Annotated in this window: 18 protein-coding genes; 10 read left to right on the top strand and 8 right to left on the bottom strand. The window is 65.1% G+C overall.

The features are described 5' to 3' along the window. Positions 1-98: 98 nt before the first annotated feature. Positions 99-1019, bottom strand: a complete 921-nt coding sequence (locus LQG66_RS11785) for an alpha/beta fold hydrolase (RefSeq protein ID WP_231326387.1) — start codon at positions 1017-1019, stop codon at positions 99-101. Between the two features lie 300 nt (positions 1020-1319). On the opposite strand from LQG66_RS11785, the gene LQG66_RS11780 reads away from it, so the two are divergent. The 8 genes from LQG66_RS11780 to paaE all read left to right on the top strand — a co-directional run bounded on the left by LQG66_RS11780 (position 1320) and on the right by paaE (position 7578). Further along, positions 1320-1979 (top strand): hypothetical protein, encoded by a 660-nt coding sequence (locus LQG66_RS11780; protein WP_231326386.1) that lies wholly within the window; start codon positions 1320-1322, stop codon positions 1977-1979. A 155-nt stretch (positions 1980-2134) separates the two neighbouring features. Continuing rightward, the gene (locus tag LQG66_RS11775; RefSeq protein ID WP_231326385.1) at positions 2135-2611 is read left to right on the top strand and encodes a phasin; all 477 of its coding nucleotides are present in this window, start codon (positions 2135-2137) and stop codon (positions 2609-2611) included. A gap of 127 nt (positions 2612-2738) precedes the next feature. Further along, the gene (gene paaX / locus LQG66_RS11770; RefSeq protein WP_231326384.1) at positions 2739-3620 is read left to right on the top strand and encodes a phenylacetic acid degradation operon negative regulatory protein PaaX; all 882 of its coding nucleotides are present in this window, start codon (positions 2739-2741) and stop codon (positions 3618-3620) included. 78 nt (positions 3621-3698) lie between these two features. Next, positions 3699-4688 (top strand): 1,2-phenylacetyl-CoA epoxidase subunit PaaA, encoded by a 990-nt coding sequence (gene paaA / locus LQG66_RS11765; protein ID WP_231326383.1) that lies wholly within the window; start codon positions 3699-3701, stop codon positions 4686-4688. A gap of 14 nt (positions 4689-4702) precedes the next feature. Continuing rightward, complete coding sequence (gene paaB, locus LQG66_RS11760; protein ID WP_006613353.1) at positions 4703-4990, top strand: 1,2-phenylacetyl-CoA epoxidase subunit PaaB; 288 nt, start codon at positions 4703-4705, stop codon at positions 4988-4990. Positions 4991-5125: 135 nt separating this feature from the next. Then, positions 5126-5902, top strand: a complete 777-nt coding sequence (paaC, locus tag LQG66_RS11755; protein WP_231326382.1) for a 1,2-phenylacetyl-CoA epoxidase subunit PaaC — start codon at positions 5126-5128, stop codon at positions 5900-5902. After that, on the top strand, positions 5896-6399 hold the full coding sequence (gene paaD / locus LQG66_RS11750) for a 1,2-phenylacetyl-CoA epoxidase subunit PaaD (RefSeq protein WP_231326381.1): 504 nt from the start codon (positions 5896-5898) through the stop codon (positions 6397-6399). The genes paaC and paaD overlap by 7 nt, the downstream gene beginning before the upstream one ends. 99 nt (positions 6400-6498) lie before the next feature. Continuing rightward, positions 6499-7578, top strand: coding sequence for a 1,2-phenylacetyl-CoA epoxidase subunit PaaE (gene paaE, locus LQG66_RS11745; protein WP_231326380.1), 1080 nt, complete (start codon positions 6499-6501; stop codon positions 7576-7578). A gap of 280 nt (positions 7579-7858) precedes the next feature. Here paaE and LQG66_RS11740 read toward each other — a convergent pair whose 3' ends face one another. From LQG66_RS11740 to paaI, 3 genes are all read right to left on the bottom strand, one after another. Then, positions 7859-8200 carry a GIY-YIG nuclease family protein gene (locus LQG66_RS11740; protein WP_231326379.1) on the bottom strand — a complete coding sequence of 114 codons (342 nt, stop codon included), beginning with the start codon at positions 8198-8200 and terminating at the stop codon, positions 7859-7861. A 187-nt stretch (positions 8201-8387) separates the two neighbouring features. Beyond that, the gene (paaK, locus tag LQG66_RS11735; protein WP_231326378.1) at positions 8388-9716 is read right to left on the bottom strand and encodes a phenylacetate--CoA ligase PaaK; all 1329 of its coding nucleotides are present in this window, start codon (positions 9714-9716) and stop codon (positions 8388-8390) included. Between the two features lie 44 nt (positions 9717-9760). Next, positions 9761-10258, bottom strand: a complete 498-nt coding sequence (gene paaI / locus LQG66_RS11730) for a hydroxyphenylacetyl-CoA thioesterase PaaI (protein ID WP_425601308.1) — start codon at positions 10256-10258, stop codon at positions 9761-9763. Between the two features lie 205 nt (positions 10259-10463). On the opposite strand from paaI, the gene LQG66_RS11725 reads away from it, so the two are divergent. Next, the gene (locus tag LQG66_RS11725; protein WP_231327755.1) at positions 10464-11510 is read left to right on the top strand and encodes a YeeE/YedE family protein; all 1047 of its coding nucleotides are present in this window, start codon (positions 10464-10466) and stop codon (positions 11508-11510) included. Positions 11511-11701: 191 nt separating this feature from the next. On the opposite strand, the gene LQG66_RS11720 is transcribed toward LQG66_RS11725, so the two are convergent. Next, a complete protein-coding gene (locus LQG66_RS11720; RefSeq protein ID WP_231326376.1) occupies positions 11702-12919 on the bottom strand; it encodes a bifunctional alpha/beta hydrolase/OsmC family protein in 1218 nt (405 codons plus the stop codon). Positions 12920-13599: 680 nt separating this feature from the next. Here LQG66_RS11720 and LQG66_RS11715 point away from each other — a divergent pair. Next, a complete protein-coding gene (locus LQG66_RS11715) occupies positions 13600-14565 on the top strand; it encodes an IS110 family RNA-guided transposase (protein ID WP_231317673.1) in 966 nt (321 codons plus the stop codon). A gap of 537 nt (positions 14566-15102) precedes the next feature. Here the strand turns inward: LQG66_RS11715 and LQG66_RS11710 are convergent. From LQG66_RS11710 to LQG66_RS11700, 3 genes are all read right to left on the bottom strand, one after another. Beyond that, positions 15103-15468 carry a hypothetical protein gene (locus LQG66_RS11710; RefSeq protein ID WP_231326375.1) on the bottom strand — a complete coding sequence of 122 codons (366 nt, stop codon included), beginning with the start codon at positions 15466-15468 and terminating at the stop codon, positions 15103-15105. 187 nt (positions 15469-15655) lie between these two features. Further along, complete coding sequence (locus tag LQG66_RS11705; RefSeq protein WP_231326374.1) at positions 15656-16318, bottom strand: sulfite oxidase-like oxidoreductase; 663 nt, start codon at positions 16316-16318, stop codon at positions 15656-15658. 22 nt (positions 16319-16340) lie between these two features. Then, positions 16341-17666 carry an MFS transporter gene (locus tag LQG66_RS11700; RefSeq protein ID WP_231326373.1) on the bottom strand — a complete coding sequence of 442 codons (1326 nt, stop codon included), beginning with the start codon at positions 17664-17666 and terminating at the stop codon, positions 16341-16343. Positions 17667-17714 lie beyond the last annotated feature (48 nt).

Genomic DNA, 17714 nt, shown 5'->3' with positions numbered 1-17714 from the left:
GCCGACTGCCCATTTCAGACATCACGCGGTATGGGTCCCGGCGTTCGCCGGGACGACAGCTCGTTTGGGGGCGGCAGTGCTTGCTCTCAGCGCGCGTCCTAAGCCGCCTGCACGTTCGCGCCATGCGCGTGGTCCGCGATCGCGTTGATGATCTGCGGCCACATCGGGATCGGGATGGCGTGACCCATGCGCTCGATCATCAGCAGCTTTGCATTGGGGATCGAGTCCGCTGTGTCCTTGCCTGCCGTGTGATGGACCAGCGGATCGACCGTGCCGTGGATCACGAGCGTTGGCGCCGTGACGAGATGCAGGCGCGGCTTGCGGCTGCCCGAGGCCAGGATCGCCCGCAATTGGCGGCCGACACCGGCGGGATTGATGCCGCGGGCGAAGCTGCGCTCGGCCAGTGCCACGTCGCGCGCCTCATCCTCGGGAAACGAGCCGGCCCGCAGCAGCTTCCAGGTCTTCTGGAAGCGCTTGATGTACTCGTCCTTGGTCTTCGGCGGCGGCGCCATCAGCAGCATCGCGACCTCGCGCGTCGGCGGCGGAATGCGCGGATTGCCGGTCGTCGACATGATCGAGGTCAGCGAGCGCACGCGCTGGGGAAAGAAGATCGCGATCTCCTGCGCGATCATGCCGCCCATCGAGGCGCCGACCAGGTGCGCTGATTTGATGTCGAGCGCGTCCATCAGGCCGACCGTGTCCTTGGCCATGTCCAGGAGCCTGTAGGGCGCTGAGACCGGAATGTGGAAGAAACGAAGCTTGATCAGCTCGAACGGCGTCAGCCGGCGTCCGCCATGCAGCCTGCCGGATTGGCCGATGTCGCGATTGTCGAAGCGGATGACGCGGAAGCCGCGTGCTGCCAAGCGTTCGCAGAACTCGTCGTCCCAGATGATCATCTGGGCGCCGAGGCCCATGATCAACAGGAGCGGAGGCGCTGTGGGGTCGCCGAAGATCTCGTAGCAGATGTCGATACCGTTGGCGCGCACGATGTGCGGCGGCTGATGGACGGTTGTTGTCACGTGATCCCTCTTTCAAGGCCAACCAACCCTCTATGGCATGGTTCCGCAGCCGGAGAGAAGCGACCTGCATGATCTCCCCGCATCGCAGCGAGGTCGTGCTATGATAGGTTGTGTTTGAGTCTTCTGTTGGCCTGAAGGAGCGTGCCGATGGTGAACAAGTCCAGCGATCCAATCGCGTTCTGGCAGCAGATGGTCGGTGAGATGCAGAAGAGCTTCAGCGTCTTCACGCGGCTGCGCCCGGCGACGCCACGCCAATCCCCCGATGATCCCGCAACTGGTTCTGGAAACGGACAGAAGCCCATGGCCGATCTGATGGAAAACTACTTCGCCGGCATGAACGTGCCGAGCCGCGGTCAGCTCACCGCCTTGAACGAGCGGCTCGCGTCCATCGAGGGCGAGCTGGCGGAGACGCGGGCGCTGCTGAAGGAACTGCTGGCCACAGCACAGGTGTCGCCGTCGGCATCGAAACCGCTCGCCGATCTCGCTCCGCAGTTGAACGAGATCAAGGGCTTGCTCGACGCGCTTCTCGCCGCATCCAAGGCTCAGCCGCCGGTTGCGGCACCTCCGGTCGACGTCACTCCGGAATTGAATGGGATCAAGGGCTTGCTCAATGAGCTTCTTGCCGCATCCAAGGCTCCACAACCGGTGGCGAAAGCCGTCGATGTCACGCCGCAGTTGACCGAGATCAAAGCGCTGCTCGACCAGATGCTGAACGCTACCAAAATAACCGATCCGGCACCGACCGTCGCGATCGAGGCCGAGCTGCGCGAGATCCGCGCAGCGCTCGACTCGTTGCGAACGCCATCGACGTCGGCAGAAGCTGCGTCCATAGCTGTCGAAGCTGCGCCGAGCGCTGCCGAACCCGCGTCGCGCCCGGGGAAGTCCCGCCACAAGAAGCCGGCGGCGCTGACCTCGGGGCCGCCCAGCGGCAAGGACACGAGCGGGCCGTCCGGCGCCTGAGGCGAGCCAGCCAGCATTTTCGTCCATGCTTTTTTATTGGTGCATTGCAACATTTATATTGCGATGCACCATTTTTGTTGATATAGCTGAGTCACTCCGGTTTCATAAGGGACGGAGCGAGCCATAGCTCAGAAACATTGAGGATGGAGACAGCCATGACCACCGAGACCAATACCGTGTTCGACAGCGTCAAAGAGGCGTTTGCGCCGATGACCGACGCGCTCAAGAACATGCCGACCATGGACGTGCCGGAGCAGGCCCGGGAGTTCGTGAAGAAGACGGCGTCCACTGCCAAGGAACGCGCCGCGGAGGCCCTGGCGGGCTCCGAGAAGGTCACCTCCGCGATCGAGACCGCTGTGTTCGATGGCGTGACCGAGGCCGGCAAGATCAGCCGCAACATCCAGCAGGCGCTGTACCAGGACACCGAGGCGTTCTTCGACGGCATCGACAAGCTGGCGTCCGCCAAGTCGTTCAGCGAGGCCGTCCAGATCCAGGGCGAGCTCGCGCGTGCGCGCGGCGAAGCGCTCGTGGCTCGTGCCAAGTCGACCAGCGAATATGTCAGCAAGCTGGTGACCGAGGGCGCCAAGGTCGCCCAGGAGAACATGGCGAAGGCCTACAACAAGACCGCCTGATCGTATCAGCGCGCCAGTCGACAACATCTGCAAGGCCCGCTCGCGCGGGCCTTTTCTTTTGCGATTTGCTGTTGCGATTTGCTGTCGCACGGTTTTTGAACGCGGCGAAACCGGCTAAAGCGTGCCCATGCCGCAGCCGCTCTCCCGCATCGTCAGCCAGCTCAAGAGCGAACCGTCGCGGACCGGCTCGCTCATCGTCACCGTATTCGGCGACGCCGTCGTGCCGCGCGGCGGCACCGTCTGGCTCGGCACCTTGCTCGAATTCTTTGCGGGTCTCGATATCGACGGCGGCGTCGTGCGCACGGCGATGTCGCGGTTGACGGCGGAAGGCTGGTTCGAGCGCACCAAGAGCGGCCGCAACAGCTTCTATCGCCTGACCCGGCGCGGCGAGCAGACCTTCGCCGCCGCCACCCGCCACATCTACGATTCCCCGCCGTCGGAATGGAACGGCAGCTTCGAGCTGCTCCTGATCGGCAGCGCCGACGATCGCGAGCAGGCGCGGACCGCGCTGCGGGATGCAGGCTTCGGCAGCCCGCTGCCGGGCGTGTTCGTGGCGCCCTCCAGGATCGCCGTGCCCGATGCCGCAGAGGGCGCCATCCGACTGCAGGCCTCCGCCGGTTCCGACATGGCGCGGCGACTGGTGGCCGAGAGCTGGGCGCTGGAGCGGACGGCCGAAGCCTATCGCAAGTTCAGCGCCTCCTTCGCGCCGCTCAGATTCACGATGGATCGGGGCGAGGCGCTGTCGGACAGCCAGGCCTTCACTGCGCGCATCCTGCTGATCCACCATTACCGCCGCATCGTCTTGCGCGATCCGCAACTGCCGGTCGAGCTGCTGCCGAAGGACTGGCCGGGGCGGCAGGCGCGCGCGCTGTGCGGCGAGATCTATCGGCTGCTGCTGCCGGGCTCCGAGCGCTGGCTCGACGACCATGCCACCAACGAGGAAGGACCTTTGCCGCCGGCGGGTGCGGCGCTGACGGGGCGTTTCGCCGGCGATGCCGAGCCGCTTTAATATATTACAGAATTTGATTGCGCGGATAAGATTCCGTTATATATTGGCGTCAACCAAGTCCTGGGAGGACGCCGCCGCATGTACACGCAGGCGCTCAATTCGCCCGAGGAGGGCACCCTCGTCGAGGACGCCGCAGGCGCCTCGCGGTTCCAGGCGCGCATCGATGCCGAGGAGCGCATCGAGCCGAACGACTGGATGCCGTCGGCCTATCGCAAGACGCTGATCCGGCAGATTTCCCAGCACGCTCATTCCGAAATCGTCGGCATGCTGCCCGAGGGCAATTGGATCACGCGCGCGCCGAGCCTGCGCCGCAAGGCCGCGCTGCTCGCCAAGGTCCAGGACGAATGCGGTCACGGGCTGTATCTCTATGCCGCCGCCGAGACGCTCGGCGCGTCGCGCGAAGAACTCGTCGACGCGATGCTGGCCGGCAAGGCGAAGTATTCCTCGATCTTCAACTATCCCACCCTGACCTGGGCGGATATCGGCGTGATCGGCTGGCTGGTCGACGGCGCCGCGATCATGAACCAGATCCCGCTGTGCCGCTGCTCCTACGGTCCCTACGCGCGCGCGATGATCCGCGTCTGCAAGGAAGAGTCCTTCCACCAGCGCCAGGGCTACGAGATCATGCTCACGCTGTGCCGCGGCACGGCTGAGCAGAAGGCGATGGCGCAGGATGCGCTGAACCGCTGGTGGTGGCCGGTGCTGATGATGTTCGGCCCGCCCGACCAGGCGAGCCAGCACAGCGACGCCTCGACCAAGTGGAAGATCAAGCGGTTCTCGAACGACGAGCTGCGCCAGAAGTTCATCGATGCCACCGTGCCGCAAGCGCAGTATCTCGGCCTCACCATTCCCGATCCGGCTATGAAGCAGGACGAGCAGGGGCACTGGGTGCACGGGCCGATCGACTGGAGCGAGTTCAAGCAGGTGCTGGCCGGCAACGGTCCGTGCAATCGAGATCGGCTGGCGGCGCGCCGCAAGGCGCATGCTGATGGCGCCTGGGTGCGCGAGGCGGCGGCTGCCTACGCCGAGAAGCGCGCGCGCCGGCAGATGGCGCAGGCCGCCGAATAGCAGGGGAGATCGTGATGGCGACACCGAACACGCCGTTGTGGGAAGTCTTCATCCGCAGCCGCAACGGGCTCGCGCACAAGCATTGCGGCTCGCTGCACGCGCCGGACGCGACGATGGCACTGCAGGCCGCGCGCGACCTCTACACCCGCCGCGGCGAGGGCCTGTCGATCTGGGTGGTGCCGTCGAGCGCGATCACCGCGTCCGATCCCGCCGACAAGGGCATGATGTTCGAGCCGGCTGAAACGAAAATCTACCGCCATCCGACGTTCTACGAGGTGCCCGAGGAAGTCGGGCATATGTGAGCGGCTGACGGCCGTCAGCCGTCGTCATTGCGAGCGCAGCGAAGCAATCCAGACTGCTCGCTCGGATGAATCTCTGGATTGTTTCGCTGCGCTCGCAATGACGGAATGCGTGGCGAGCCTGATCGGATCATCATCATGACTGCTCCCTCGATCACCGTCTCCGAAACGCCGCTGGTGCTCTACACCTTGCGCCGCGCCGACGATGCGCTGATCCTCGGTCATCGGCTGTCCGAATGGTGTGGCCATGCGCCCATGCTCGAAGAGGACATGGCGCTGTCCAACATGGCGCTCGACCTGATCGGCCAGGCCCGCGAGCTCTACGGCTACGCCGCCAAGGTCGAGGGCCGCGACAACGACGAGGACAAGCTCGCCTATCTCCGCGACGTCAGGCAGTACCGCAATCTGCTGCTGGTCGAACGCCCGAATGGTGACTTCGCGCATACGATGGTGCGGCAATTGTCCTACGCGGCCTTCGCCGATCTCTACTGGCGCGGCATGATGGGCTCGACGGATGCGACCCTGGCAGCGATCGCCGCCAAGTCGGAGAAGGAATGCGCCTATCATCTGCGCCATGCCAGCGAATGGGTGATCAGGCTCGGCGACGGCACTGACGAGAGCCATCGCCGCGCGCAGACGGGGATCGATGACCTCTGGGCCTATACCGGCGAGATGTTCGGCGTCGATGAGAGTGAACGCGAACTCATCGAGTCAGGCATCGCCATCGATCCGACGATGCTGCTGCCGGAATGGCTGGTGACCGTCTCGCATGTCGCGCGCGAGGCGACACTCGTGCTTCCGGAGAACGACTGGATGCAGCAGGGCGGCCGCGACGGCCGGCACAGCGAGCATCTCGGCCATCTCCTGAGCGAGCTGCAATACATGCAGCGCAGCTTCCCCGGTGCGACATGGTAGTCGCCGCCATCAGCCCCGCCGAGTTGCGGCAGCGCGCCTGGGACGCCGCGGCGACGGTGACCGATCCGGAGATTCCCGTGCTGACGATCGACGATCTCGGCGTGTTGCGCGAGGTCGAGGTGATCGAGAATCGCGTCGAAGTCGCGATCACGCCGACCTATTCCGGCTGTCCGGCCATGAACATGATCGCGCTGGAGATCGAGCTGGCCCTGGAGCGCGCCGGCTTCCGCGATAGCCACGTCCGCACCGTGCTGTCGCCGGCCTGGACCACGGACTGGATGAGCGAGGCGGGCCGCCGCAAGCTGCGTGAATACGGCATCGCGCCGCCGCAGCCCTCGAGCGGGCGACGCGCGCTGTTCGGCGTCGCGGAGGTCGCGTGTCCGCAATGCGGGTCCGTCGAGACCGAGCAGCTCGCGGAATTCGGCTCGACCTCGTGCAAGGCGCTCTGGCGCTGCAAGTCGTGCCGCGAGCCGTTCGATTATTTCAAGTGCCACTGATGCAGCAGCCGTCATTGCGAGCGCAGCGAAGCAATCCAGGACTACGCGCGGGACTCTGGATTGCTTCGCTGCGCTCGCAATGACGCGGGGATAGGTTCGATGTCGACAACGCCACGCTTCCACCGTCTCGCCATCCGTGACCTGCGCCGCGAGGCGTCCGACGCGGTGTCGCTGACCTTCGCGATTCCGAACGAGCTCGCTCGCGATTATCATTTCGCGCCCGGGCAGTATCTCACGCTGAAGACCACGCTCGGGGACGAGGAGGTCCGGCGCTCCTATTCGATCTGCTCCGGCCCCGACGACGGCGAGATCCGCATCGCCGTGAAGCGCGTCGATGGCGGCGCGTTCTCCAGCTTCGTCACCGACGAATTGAAGCGCGGCGACGAGATCGACGTGATGACGCCGACCGGGCGTTTCGGGGTCGCGCTGGAGCCCGCGGCGGCACGCACCCATGTCGGGTTTGCGGCGGGGTCGGGGATCACGCCGATCCTGTCGATCGTCAAGGCCGTGCTGGCGCGCGAGCCGAACAGCCGCTTCTTCCTGTTCTACGGCAACCGCACCACGGCCGGCATGCTGTTCCGCGAGCAGCTCGAGGAGTTGAAGGACCGCTTCCTCGATCGCTTCTCGGTGTTCCACGTCATCTCCGGCGAGGAGCAGGACCTGCCGATCCTGCACGGCCGCCTCGACGGCGAGAAGGTGCGCGTGCTCCTGCGATCGCTGGTGCCGGCCGACAGCGTCGATCACGTCTTCATCTGCGGTCCCTCGGGCATGAGCGAGGACATCGAGGCGACGTGCCGCGCACTCGGCATTGCCGATGAGCGCGTCCATGTCGAACGCTTCGTCTCTGGCCTTGGCGGTAGACCGCGTCCAAAGGCCGTCGTGCCGGACTCGGCACCGCCGAAGGCGTTCGCGGCGCTGATCATCGACGGCAAGCGCCGCGAGGTGCCGGTAGCGGAAGGCGAGGCCATTCTCGATGCCGCACTGCGCGCCGGCGTCGACCTTCCGTTCGCCTGCAAGGGCGGCATGTGCTCGACCTGCCGTGCCAAGCTGGTCGAGGGCAGAGCGGAGATGGAGCTGAATTACTCACTGGAGCCATGGGAGCTCAAGGCCGGCTTCGTGCTGACCTGCCAGGCCAAGCCAGTGACCGAGCGGGTGGTGGTGGATTACGATCATATGTAGTGGGGCGCGGGTGTGTTGTGGGGCCTCGTCCTTCGAGACGCCCGCCTTTGGGCGGGCTCCTCAGGATGAGGGGAGGCGGTTTCGCGTGCCGCGCAATGTAAGGACTGATGGTTCGATATCGGCCTTTGTCGTTTCCATTTGCCGAAAAGACCTCTGACCCTCACCCTGAGGAGCCCGCCACAGGCGGGCGTCTCGAAGGGCGAGGCCCACGCTGTGGCCTCATGGTTCGAGACGCGCCTTCGGCGCTCCTCACCATGAGGAGATAGAGCCTTGCTCGGACTCATTGCTTTGAGCTCCGTTTGGACGCTGGCGAAGGTGTTCCCTCGAATCCCGTTCTGCGCGCAGAGAGAGCCTGCAGCGCATCGAGATCGCCGCGGATCAAGGCATCCTTCTTGGCGCGGCTCCACTTTTTCAACCGGCGCTCGCTTTCGATGGCGTCCGTGATCCGCTCGAACCATTGTGAGTACACCAGTTTGACCGGCCGTCGTGTCAGCGTGTAGCCGCTGAAGGTTCCGTCATTGTGTTGCGCCAGGCGTATTTCCAGCGCGGTCCTCGTTGTCCCGATATAGAGCCGGTCATCGGCGCAGGGCAGGATGTAGAGATACGCGCCGCCTTCCGTCATGGCAGTTCTCTCGCTCTGTTGACCCTCACCCTGAGGAGCCCGCCGCAGGCGGGCGTCTCGAAGGGCGAGGCCACCGACCTTGGCCTCATGGTTCGAGACGCGCCGCGTACGACGGCCTTGCCTCGCACCGGCCCGATCGGCGCGGCGCTCCTCACCATGAGGGTCTGCATCGGGGCTCTCCGATCCACTACCCCGCCGGACGCTTGTCCTTGATCCGCTTTGCCTTGCCCGCCGAGCGTTCCAGTGTATCCGGCGGGACCACCTTCACCTTGGCGCTCAGGCCGATGGTGTTCTTGATGTGGACCGAGACCCGCTCGGCGTGCGCGCCGAGGCCGGACTCGTCCCAGTGTTCGGGGCGAGATTCCGCATAGATCGTCAGCTCGTCCATGCGGCCCTCACGGGTGAGCTCCAGCATGAAATGGCCGCCGCACCATTCGGTGGTCAGCAGGATCTCCTCGATCTGCGACGGGAACAGGTTGACGCCGCGCAGGATGATCATGTCGTCGGAGCGGCCCGTGACCTTTTCCATCCGCCGCATCCCGGGACGCGCGGTGCCCGGCAACAACCGCGTCAGGTCGCGGGTGCGATAGCGGATCACCGGGAACGCCTGCTTGGTCAGCGAGGTGAACACCAGTTCGCCCATCTCGCCGTCCGGCAGCACCTTGCCGGTGTCGGGATCGACGATCTCCGGGTAGAAATGATCCTCCCAGATGTGCAGCCCGTCCTTGGTTTCCAGGCATTCCTGCGCGACGCCGGGGCCCATCACCTCCGACAAGCCGTAGATATCGGTGGCGTCCATCGCAAACGTGTCCTCGATCTCGGCGCGCATCGCGTTGGTCCACGGCTCGGCGCCGAAGATGCCGATCTTGAGCGAGCTCTGCCGGGGATCGAGGCCCTGGCGCTTGAACTCGTCGAGGATCGCCAGCATGTAGCTCGGCGTCACCGTGATGATGTCGGGGCGGAAATCGTTGATCAGCTGCACCTGCCGCTCGGTCATGCCGCCGGAGATCGGAACGACCGTGCAGCCGAGCTGTTCGGCGCCGTAGTGGACGCCGAGACCGCCGGTGAACAGGCCGTAGCCATAGGCGTTATGGATGATCATGCCGCTGCGGCCGCCGGCGGCGCGGATCGAGCGCGCCATCACGGTGGACCAGGTGGCGATGTCGGCCCTGGTATAGCCGACCACGATCGGCTTGCCGGTGGTGCCCGAGGAGGCGTGCACCCGCACCAGCTGCTCGCGCGGCACGGCGAACATGTTGAAGGGATAATTGTCGCGCAGGTCCGTCTTCACCGTGAACGGGAATCTGGCGAGATCGGCGAGCTCGCGGAAATCCGATGGGTGCACGCCGGCCTTGTCGAAGGCTCGCCGGTAATGGGCGACGTTGTCATAGGCATGCTTGAGCGACCAGGCGAGGCGCTGGGTCTGCAGCGCGATGATCTCGTCGCGCGAGGCGCGCTCGGTCTCGTCCATCTCGGGCACGTAGCTGCCGGCCGGTTGAAGCTTGCTCGATGTCATCGTGTCAGGTCCTCCGGCGGGGCCGCGGGCGAAAGGGAAGCTGCTCAGCTGGTGGCGTCGGTCGTGCCGGCCGGCACCAGCGTGCCGCCGATGCTGCGGGAATGGCCGCGGAATTCAGCGATCACGGTGTCGCCGGCGCTGACGCGGACGTCGTAGATGCCCGAGCGGCCGCTGCGCGAGACCTCGTGCGCGCGCGCCACCAGGACATCGCCGAGCTTGCCGGGGCGGATGAAGCTGATGCTGCCCTGCGCCGCCACGGTGCGGTCGTTGTGGGAGTTGCAGGCGAAAGCGAAGGCAGAATCCGCCAGCGTGAAGATGAAGCCGCCATGGGCGATGCCATGGCCGTTGACCATGTGCGGCTGGACCGTCATCTGCAGCGCGGCGCGTCCGGGGCCGATCTCGACGATCTGCATGCCGAGTCCTTGGCTGGCGCGATCATCCTGCCACATCGCGTCGGCGCAGGCGCGGGCCAGCGCGTCGGGGGAGAGCGCGGTTTCGCCGCTCACCGCCCGGTCTCCACGCACGCACGGGCCGTCGGCCATCCACGAGGATGCGCTTGTGAAACCACGGCGTTCTCTCCCGCTGATGCTTGTTGGAACAAGCATTCTCATCTAGTTAGAACCGACATCGTGGCAAAGTTTCCGCGCGCGTCAAGCGAAAGCGATGCTTGCGCAGCGCGTGTTTCGCTGCATCTTTTCCGCAACCAGAAGGACCCCAGAATTGCCCGAAGCAGCCAATCTGGCCGTGATGGCCGGTCTCGCGATCGGCGTGGTCTATGGCGTGGTTAGCCTGCTCAGCGGCTTCTGCATGATGAGCAGCCTGCGCGGCTGGTGGGCTGAGGGCGACGGCCGTCTGGTTCGGACCTACGCGCTCGCGATGGGGATCGCGATCGTTGCGACGCAGGTCCTCGCCGCCGACGGCGTCGTCGATCTCGGCAAGTCGATCTATCTGCAGCCGACCTTCTCCACGCCGCTGATGTTCTTGGGCGGTGTCCTGTTCGGCTACGGCATGGTGCTCGCGAATGGCTGCGGCTCGCGCGCGCTGGTGCTGCTCGGCCGCGGCAACCTGCGCTCGTTCGTGGTCGTTATCGTGCTGGCGATCGCGGCCGAGATGACCTTGAAGGGCCTGGTCGCGCCGCTGCGGATCGCGCTCACCCAGGCGTCGCAGACCACGGCGACAGCGACGTCGCTTCCGGCGCTGTTGTCGGTCGGCGGCCTGCATGGCGCGCCGGCGCGGCTGCTCCCGGCGCTCGTGCTCGGTGGCGTGCTGATCGCGTTTGCATTCGCGCATGCGCCGTTCCGGCGCGCGCCCGGCCAGATCCTCGCCGGTCTCATCGTCGGCCTGTTGATCGCCGCCGGCTGGTTCGCGACCGGCTTCCTTGGGGTCGACGATTTCAATCCGGTGCCGGTGGCGTCGCTGACCTTTGTCGCGCCGATCGCCGATGCCCTGCAATATGTCATGCTGTCGACCGGCTCGACGGTGAATTTCGGCATCGCCACCGTGGCCGGCGTGCTGGCCGGAAGTTGTGTGACCGCGTTGATCGCGCGCCGTTTCGAGCTCGAAGGCTTCCACTCGCCGGTCCACATGCTGCGCTCGGCCGGCGGCGCCGCGTTGATGGGCATCGGCGGCGTCATGGCGCTGGGTTGCTCGGTCGGGCAGGGCCTGACCGGCCTGTCGACCCTGGCGCTGCCGTCGTTCGTGGCCATCGCCGGTATCTGCATCGGTACGGCGGTGGGCCTGCGCGGCGCGCTGCGCGTGCGGCCCCTGCAGGCTGAGCCGCAGGCGGTGCGCTAGTCCTACCGCGTCACAACCACCGTCATTCCGGGGCAATCGTCCATGCGAAGGCGCGAAGCGGCTGCGCGTCGACGATTGAACCCGGAATCTGGAGATTGTGAGCAATGGACGCAAGGCAATCTCGGGATTCCGGGTTCAAGGCCTATGGCCTTGCCCCGGAATGACGGTGGTTGTGACGCAGTCGAATGAGCTCATTCCGCCGCGCGCGTGACGATGCGGATCTCCGACGTCAGGGTCCGGTGCACCGGGCACTTGTCGGCGATCTCCATCAGCCTCTTGCGCTGCTCGTCATCGAGTGCGCCGTCCAGACGGATCACGCGCTCGAGCTGATCGATCAGGCCGACCTTGGTCTCGCACTCCGCGCAGTCCTCCGCATGGATCTTGCTGTGGCGCAGGGTGACGGTGATCCGATCGAGCGGCAGGGACTTGCGGTCGGCATAGAGCCGCAGCGTCATCGAGGTGCAGGCGCCCAATGCCGCCAGCAGCAGATCGTACGGGCCGGGGCCGGAATCCTGGCCGCCGACGGAGACCGGCTCGTCGGCGGTCAGATGGTGCGGGCCGAGCGCGATGCTCTGCTGCAGCTTGCTCGTCCGCGTCTCGCGCACGACCACATCGCGCGGACCATCGTTTGCTTCGGGGAGGGCCGTCGGCGCGGCAACGTAGCGGCCGGCCCAACTGGCGATCACCTCGGCGATGTACGCGGCATCGTCCTTCCTGCTGATGAGATGATCGGCATGATCGAGCGAGATGAAGCTCTTCGGATGTTTGGCCGCGACGAAGATCTTCGTCGCATTATCGATGCCGACGGTCTCGTCGATCGGAGAGTGCATCACCAGCAGCGCTTTGTGCAGATGCTTGACCTTGTCGAGCAGCCGTTGCTCGGCGACGTCGTCGAGGAAGGAGCTGCTGATCCGGAACGGACGCCCGGCGAGCGAGACCTCGGCCGAGCCGTCGCGGCGGATGGCGTCGAGGCTGTCCTTGAACAGCGCGGTGACATGGGCCGGATCCGACGGCGCCGCGATCGTGACGATGGCTTTCGCGTCCGGAATGTCGCTGGCCGCTGCCAGCACCGCGGCGCCGCCAAGGCTGTGGCCGATCAGGATCGCCGGCGCCTGCCGTGTTTCGCGCAGGTGATCGGCCGCGCGGACGAGATCGGCGACATTGGACGAGAACGTCGTGTTGGCGAAATCGCCTTCGCTGGAGCCGAGGCCGGTGAAGTCGAAGCGCAGCACGGCGATGCCGTGGGCCGTCAGCGCCATCGCAATGCGACGCGCCGCGTGCGTGTCCTTGCCGCAGGAGAAGCAATGCGCGAACAGCGCAAAGGCCCGCGGCGTGCCGTCGGGCAGGTCGAGTGCCGCGGCAAGCTGCTCGCCGCTAGCGCCTTCAAATTGGAAACGTTCGGTCGGCATGATGTGGTCCCCAATCGTTGCGTCTTCACTGCCGCTCGCGGCGATGACACAGCATCGTCTCACATTGTCGTACAACAGATATGGCCATACACGCAGATATGATGACGCATTCTCGCGGCCTGTACGGCCCGAGCTTTGCGGCTATTCGCCCCTCTGCAATCGAGAGGGCGCAGGGAAGGTCGGGAGCCTGCCGCCCCCATGGCCCGCCTGCGGAAAAAATGCAGGCGGCAGAACCACAGGTACGGCTGAGGACATCCCGGCCTTCCCTGCGCAATGGTTGGAACGGCTTATACGTGCTCTCTCCGGGGAACGGCTGTCTTGCCCCCGTCATCGCGACGCGCGTCATCCGCACCGCAATTTGACGCCAGCACCGCGGCGCCAAGACCACACGATTTCGCCGTGCGCACCGGATCGTTCGTCCGCATGGAAGACCACGCTGCGACCACCGCATCCCGCGCTCCACGTCCGTGACGATCGCGATACGCCCCTTGTGTTCAGAAAGTCTGCCAGAATGCGCGAACGGGCGGTTCTCGCAAAACCGCCCGTCGCTGGATCTGAGCCCGTTACGCCCCAAACGCGGCAGAGCCTGTATCAGAGCGAGGGACAGCTCCGGTGATCTTCCTCAACCCGAACAGTTGCAAGGGCTTCGAGCCCATACAAGGCAAGGAAGGGAGTGGATGATGACACAAATCGTAAACGGTGTCGCTGGCATCGATGTCGCCAAGGACAAGGTCGACGGCTGCATTCGCAAGCTCGGCTTACGGCAGACGTTCCCGAGCAGTTCGCACGGGCACCGCCAGCTCATGGCCTTGCTTCGCAAGCACAAGGTGACAAAGGCCGTCATGGAGGCCAGCGGCGGCTATGAGCGCGAATGGGCCAAGGCGCTGCGCGAGGCGGGGATAGAGGTGCGGATCGTTGATCCCAAACGGGTTCGCAGCTTCGCCTTGTCGGCGGGTCGACTGGCGAAGAACGATACGATCGACGCAGAGATGATCGCCTGGTTCGCCGAGACGTTCGACGAGGCACCGAGCCAGACCTACGATGCTGCACGCGAGGAACTGGCGGGGCTGGTGAAAGCGCGCAAGAACCTGATGGATCTGAAAACCCGTTTGCAGAACCAGAACGAGCATGTTGTACCGGGATTGGCGCAGAAGGCCCATTCCCAGGTGTTGAAGATGCTCGCGGCCCAGATTGCAAAGCTCGAGGCTGCGATCTCCGCCAAGGTCAAGGCGACACCGGAATTTGCCGAGCGCGCCAAGATCATCGAAAGTGTGCCGGGGCTTGCCGGCACGACCTCCGCGCTTCTCATTGCAGGAGCGCCGGAGCTCGGCAAGGTGAGTGACAGGATCGCCGCTGCCCTGATCGGCGTTGCCCCTTATGACGACGACAGCGGCAAGCGCCGCGGCGAGCGTCACATCAAGGGCGGACGACGTTGGGTGAGAAACGGCCTGTTCCTTCCCTGCCTCGGCGCAGCGACGCAACACAATCCGGTGCTCAGCGCCTACTATGAGCGCCTCATCGCCAAGGGCAAGGAGCCAAAAGTGGCGCTCATCGCATGCATGCGCAAGCTGATCATCATCCTCAACACGATGATCGCTCGCGGTGAGAGGTGGAATCCCAAGCCGCTACGGACCGCGGTGAGCTGATCGAGCGCTCTACCGCGCTCGGTCCACGACCGAGCGCATGCCAAGTCCTCAGGACGGCGAGCGGACGGGGTCAAGGCCTTCAGCCGCCGAAGGCGGGGGCGCGTCTCGCGCCAGCCTTGAGGCCGGCCGTTCGCCGGCCTACCTCTCAGCACAGTTGCTCTGCAACGAGGCGGGATGGCGGGGAATAAATCACGATTTTCAGAAATTGGCAAGAGGGAAATTTCGGGATGCGACGGTGGACGCCAACACCTCCGGTCAGCTCCGGGGCTATCGCATTTGGCGATCGGAGTTTGCGCTCGCCTGTCTCCAGGTCGTCATGGCCGGGCTTGTCCCGCCTGCGCGGCCGAAGCCGCTTCGGCGCGGCGAAGGCCCGGCCATCCACGTCGTTCGGCGTTCTGGGAGCGACGTGGATGCCCGGGACGGGCCCGGGCATGACGGAGCAACTAATTGGTGCGATCGTTCGTAGCGACGTCTGTCTATATGCGATTGGACTGTGGTCAGCCCGGAGCCGCGATCGATCTCACGACCAGGCCACGATCACTCGCGCGGCGGCAACAGCTCGATCTCCTGTTCACCGTGCCGGATCGCCGTCGGCAGGTCCTGCGAGACAAGATCGGTAATCCATCGGACGAGCGCCGGCAGCGCTTCGTCCTTCGCCTGCCGGCGGAGTGGGGGCAAGTCGCGCTCGTGCGCTGTACCCACTTTGATGTTGAGACGCTCATAAGGAATGTCGCCGTCCGGCGGCCGATATCGCGCATCGAACAGACGCCTGCCGTGGCTGCGAACGAGGTGGATGCGTATGCCGCCGAGGTCTCTTGCGGTCAGTGCGGCGAGGATAACGCTCGGCTTGAGAAGATACCCATAGCCCTTGGGGATCTTGCCGGTTTCTGAAGTGAACTCCATGCTGCATCTCTGGCACGTTCGGACATCGCGGTGACCGCGCATTGGCGCGGAAGCGATAACATGCAGACCGTAGGGTAGGCAAAGCGAAGCGTGCCCACCGTTCCTTTCTTTTCGGCGAAAGACGTTGGGCACGACGCTTCGCGTCTTTGCCCACCCTACGGCTTCGCGAGGCTTTCAGCGGAGCCCGTCAATCCGAATAGCGCTGCTCGGCCCAGGGATCGCCGCGGTTATGATAGCCGCGCACCTCCCAATAGCCGGGCGAATCTTGATCGAGGAACTCGACCGCCTTCAGCCATTTCGCGCTCTTCCAGAAATACAGATGCGGCACCACGACGCGCACGGGGCCACCATGCTCCTGGGTCAGCGGCGCGCCGGACCAGCTGTGCGCGAGCAGCGCATCCTCGGCGGCGAAATCCTCCAGCGCCAGATTGGTCGTGTAGCCGTCATAGGAATGCAGCACGACGAAATCGGCTTTCTCGCGCGGTCGGCAGGCGGCGAGCAGCTCACGCGTGGCAAGACCTTCCCACTGATTGTCGTAGCGCGACCATGTCGTCACGCAATGGATGTCGGAGACGAACTGGCGCTGCTGCTGGGCGAGGAAGGCGGGCATGTCCCAGAACAGTGGATTTTCGACCGCGCCGTAGACGTCGAGCCGCCAGCGCTCGCGCGAGATCTCCGGCGTCAGGCCGAGATCGAGCACCGGCCAGTCCCGGGTCAGGTGCTGACCCGGCGGCAGGCGCTGGTCCTCGGGACGCACGATGCGGCCGGTCAGGAACTTGCCCTCGCGGGCCCAACGCGCCTTGCTGCGGGTCAGCTTGCTTTCGGGCGGCAGCTTGGACTCGTCAACCATTCAGCACCTCGTCCGTGGTCGCTCATTCGTGCCGGTGCATTGCCGACGCATGCTTGGTGTCGCGCATGGTGGCATAGATCAGCAGCGACAGAAAGATCACGCCCGAGAGATAGTAATAGAACCAGGTCTCATGCCCAATGCTTTTAAAGTAGAGCGCGATAGCCGGCGCGGTGCCGCCGAACAGTGAGACCGTGATCGCGTAGGGCAGGCCGACGCCGAGCGCGCGGACGTTGGTCGGAAACAGCTCGGCCTTCACGACGGCGTTGATGGAGGTGTAGCCGGCCGTGAACAGCCAAGCACCGCAGATCAGCAGGAAGGCGATGAACGGCTCCTTGGTCCCCTTCAGCGCGGTCAGGATTGGGATCGTCGAGAGCGTGCCGGCGACACCGAAGAAGATCAGCAGCGGCTTGCGGCCGATGCGATCGGAGATCGCACCATAGAGGGGTTGCAGCACGCAGGCGAACAGCAGCGAGCCGAAGATCACCATCGTGGTCTGGTCCTCGGTGAGGCCGACCGACAGCTTGACGAAGGTCTGCATGTAGGTGGTGAAGGTGTAGAACGCCGCGGTGCCGCCCGCGGTCAGGCCGACAACCAGCAACAGCTCCCTCGGATATTTGAGCAGCGCGGCGATCGATCCCGACGGACCAACCGTCTTCTTTGCTTCGACGAAGGCTTCGGTCTCGTGCAGGTTCCGCCGCATGACGGCGGTGAAGATGGCGAGGCCGGCGCCAATCGCAAACGGAATGCGCCAGCCCCAGGCCTTCAGTTCCTCCGTGGTCAAGAACACCTTCTGCAGGAGCAGCAGCACGACGATCGCGGTGAGCTGGCCGCCGATCAAGGTGACGTATTGGAAGCTCGAATAGAAGCCGCGATGCTTGGCGTCGGCGACCTCGGACAGATAGGTGGCGCTGGCGCCATATTCGCCGCCGAGGCTCAGGCCCTCGATGACGCGGGCGAGCGCCAGGATGATCGGTGCGGCGATTCCGATCGTGGCATAGGTCGGCGTCACCGCGATGATCAGCGAGCCGAAGCACATGCAGAGCACCGAGACCGTCAGTGACAGCCGCCGGCCGTAATGATCGGCCATGTAGCCGAACAGCCAGCCGCCGAGCGGACGCATCAGGAAGGTCGCGGCGAATACCACGGCAGCGTTGAGCTGCTCGACGACGGGATCTTTCGACGGGAAGAAGGCCGGCGCGAAGTACAGCGCGAACGCCGTGTAGGAATAGAAATCATACCACTCGACGAGGTTGCCGGCCGAGCCGATCAGGATCGCCTTGATCCGACGCTCGACGTCGGCGAGCGTCGTGGCAGGGTCTGCGGCAGGCTCGATCGCCTGATCTGTCATATCCGGTCTCCGGGAAAGCTCAGTTGCCGTCTTCTACGGCAGCGGCCC

The organism is Bradyrhizobium ontarionense, from assembly GCF_021088345.1.
Classification (GTDB): Bacteria; Pseudomonadota; Alphaproteobacteria; order Rhizobiales; family Xanthobacteraceae; genus Bradyrhizobium; species Bradyrhizobium ontarionense.
Note: the sequence above shows the minus strand (reverse complement) of the source record. Positions and strands in the feature narration are given on the sequence as shown.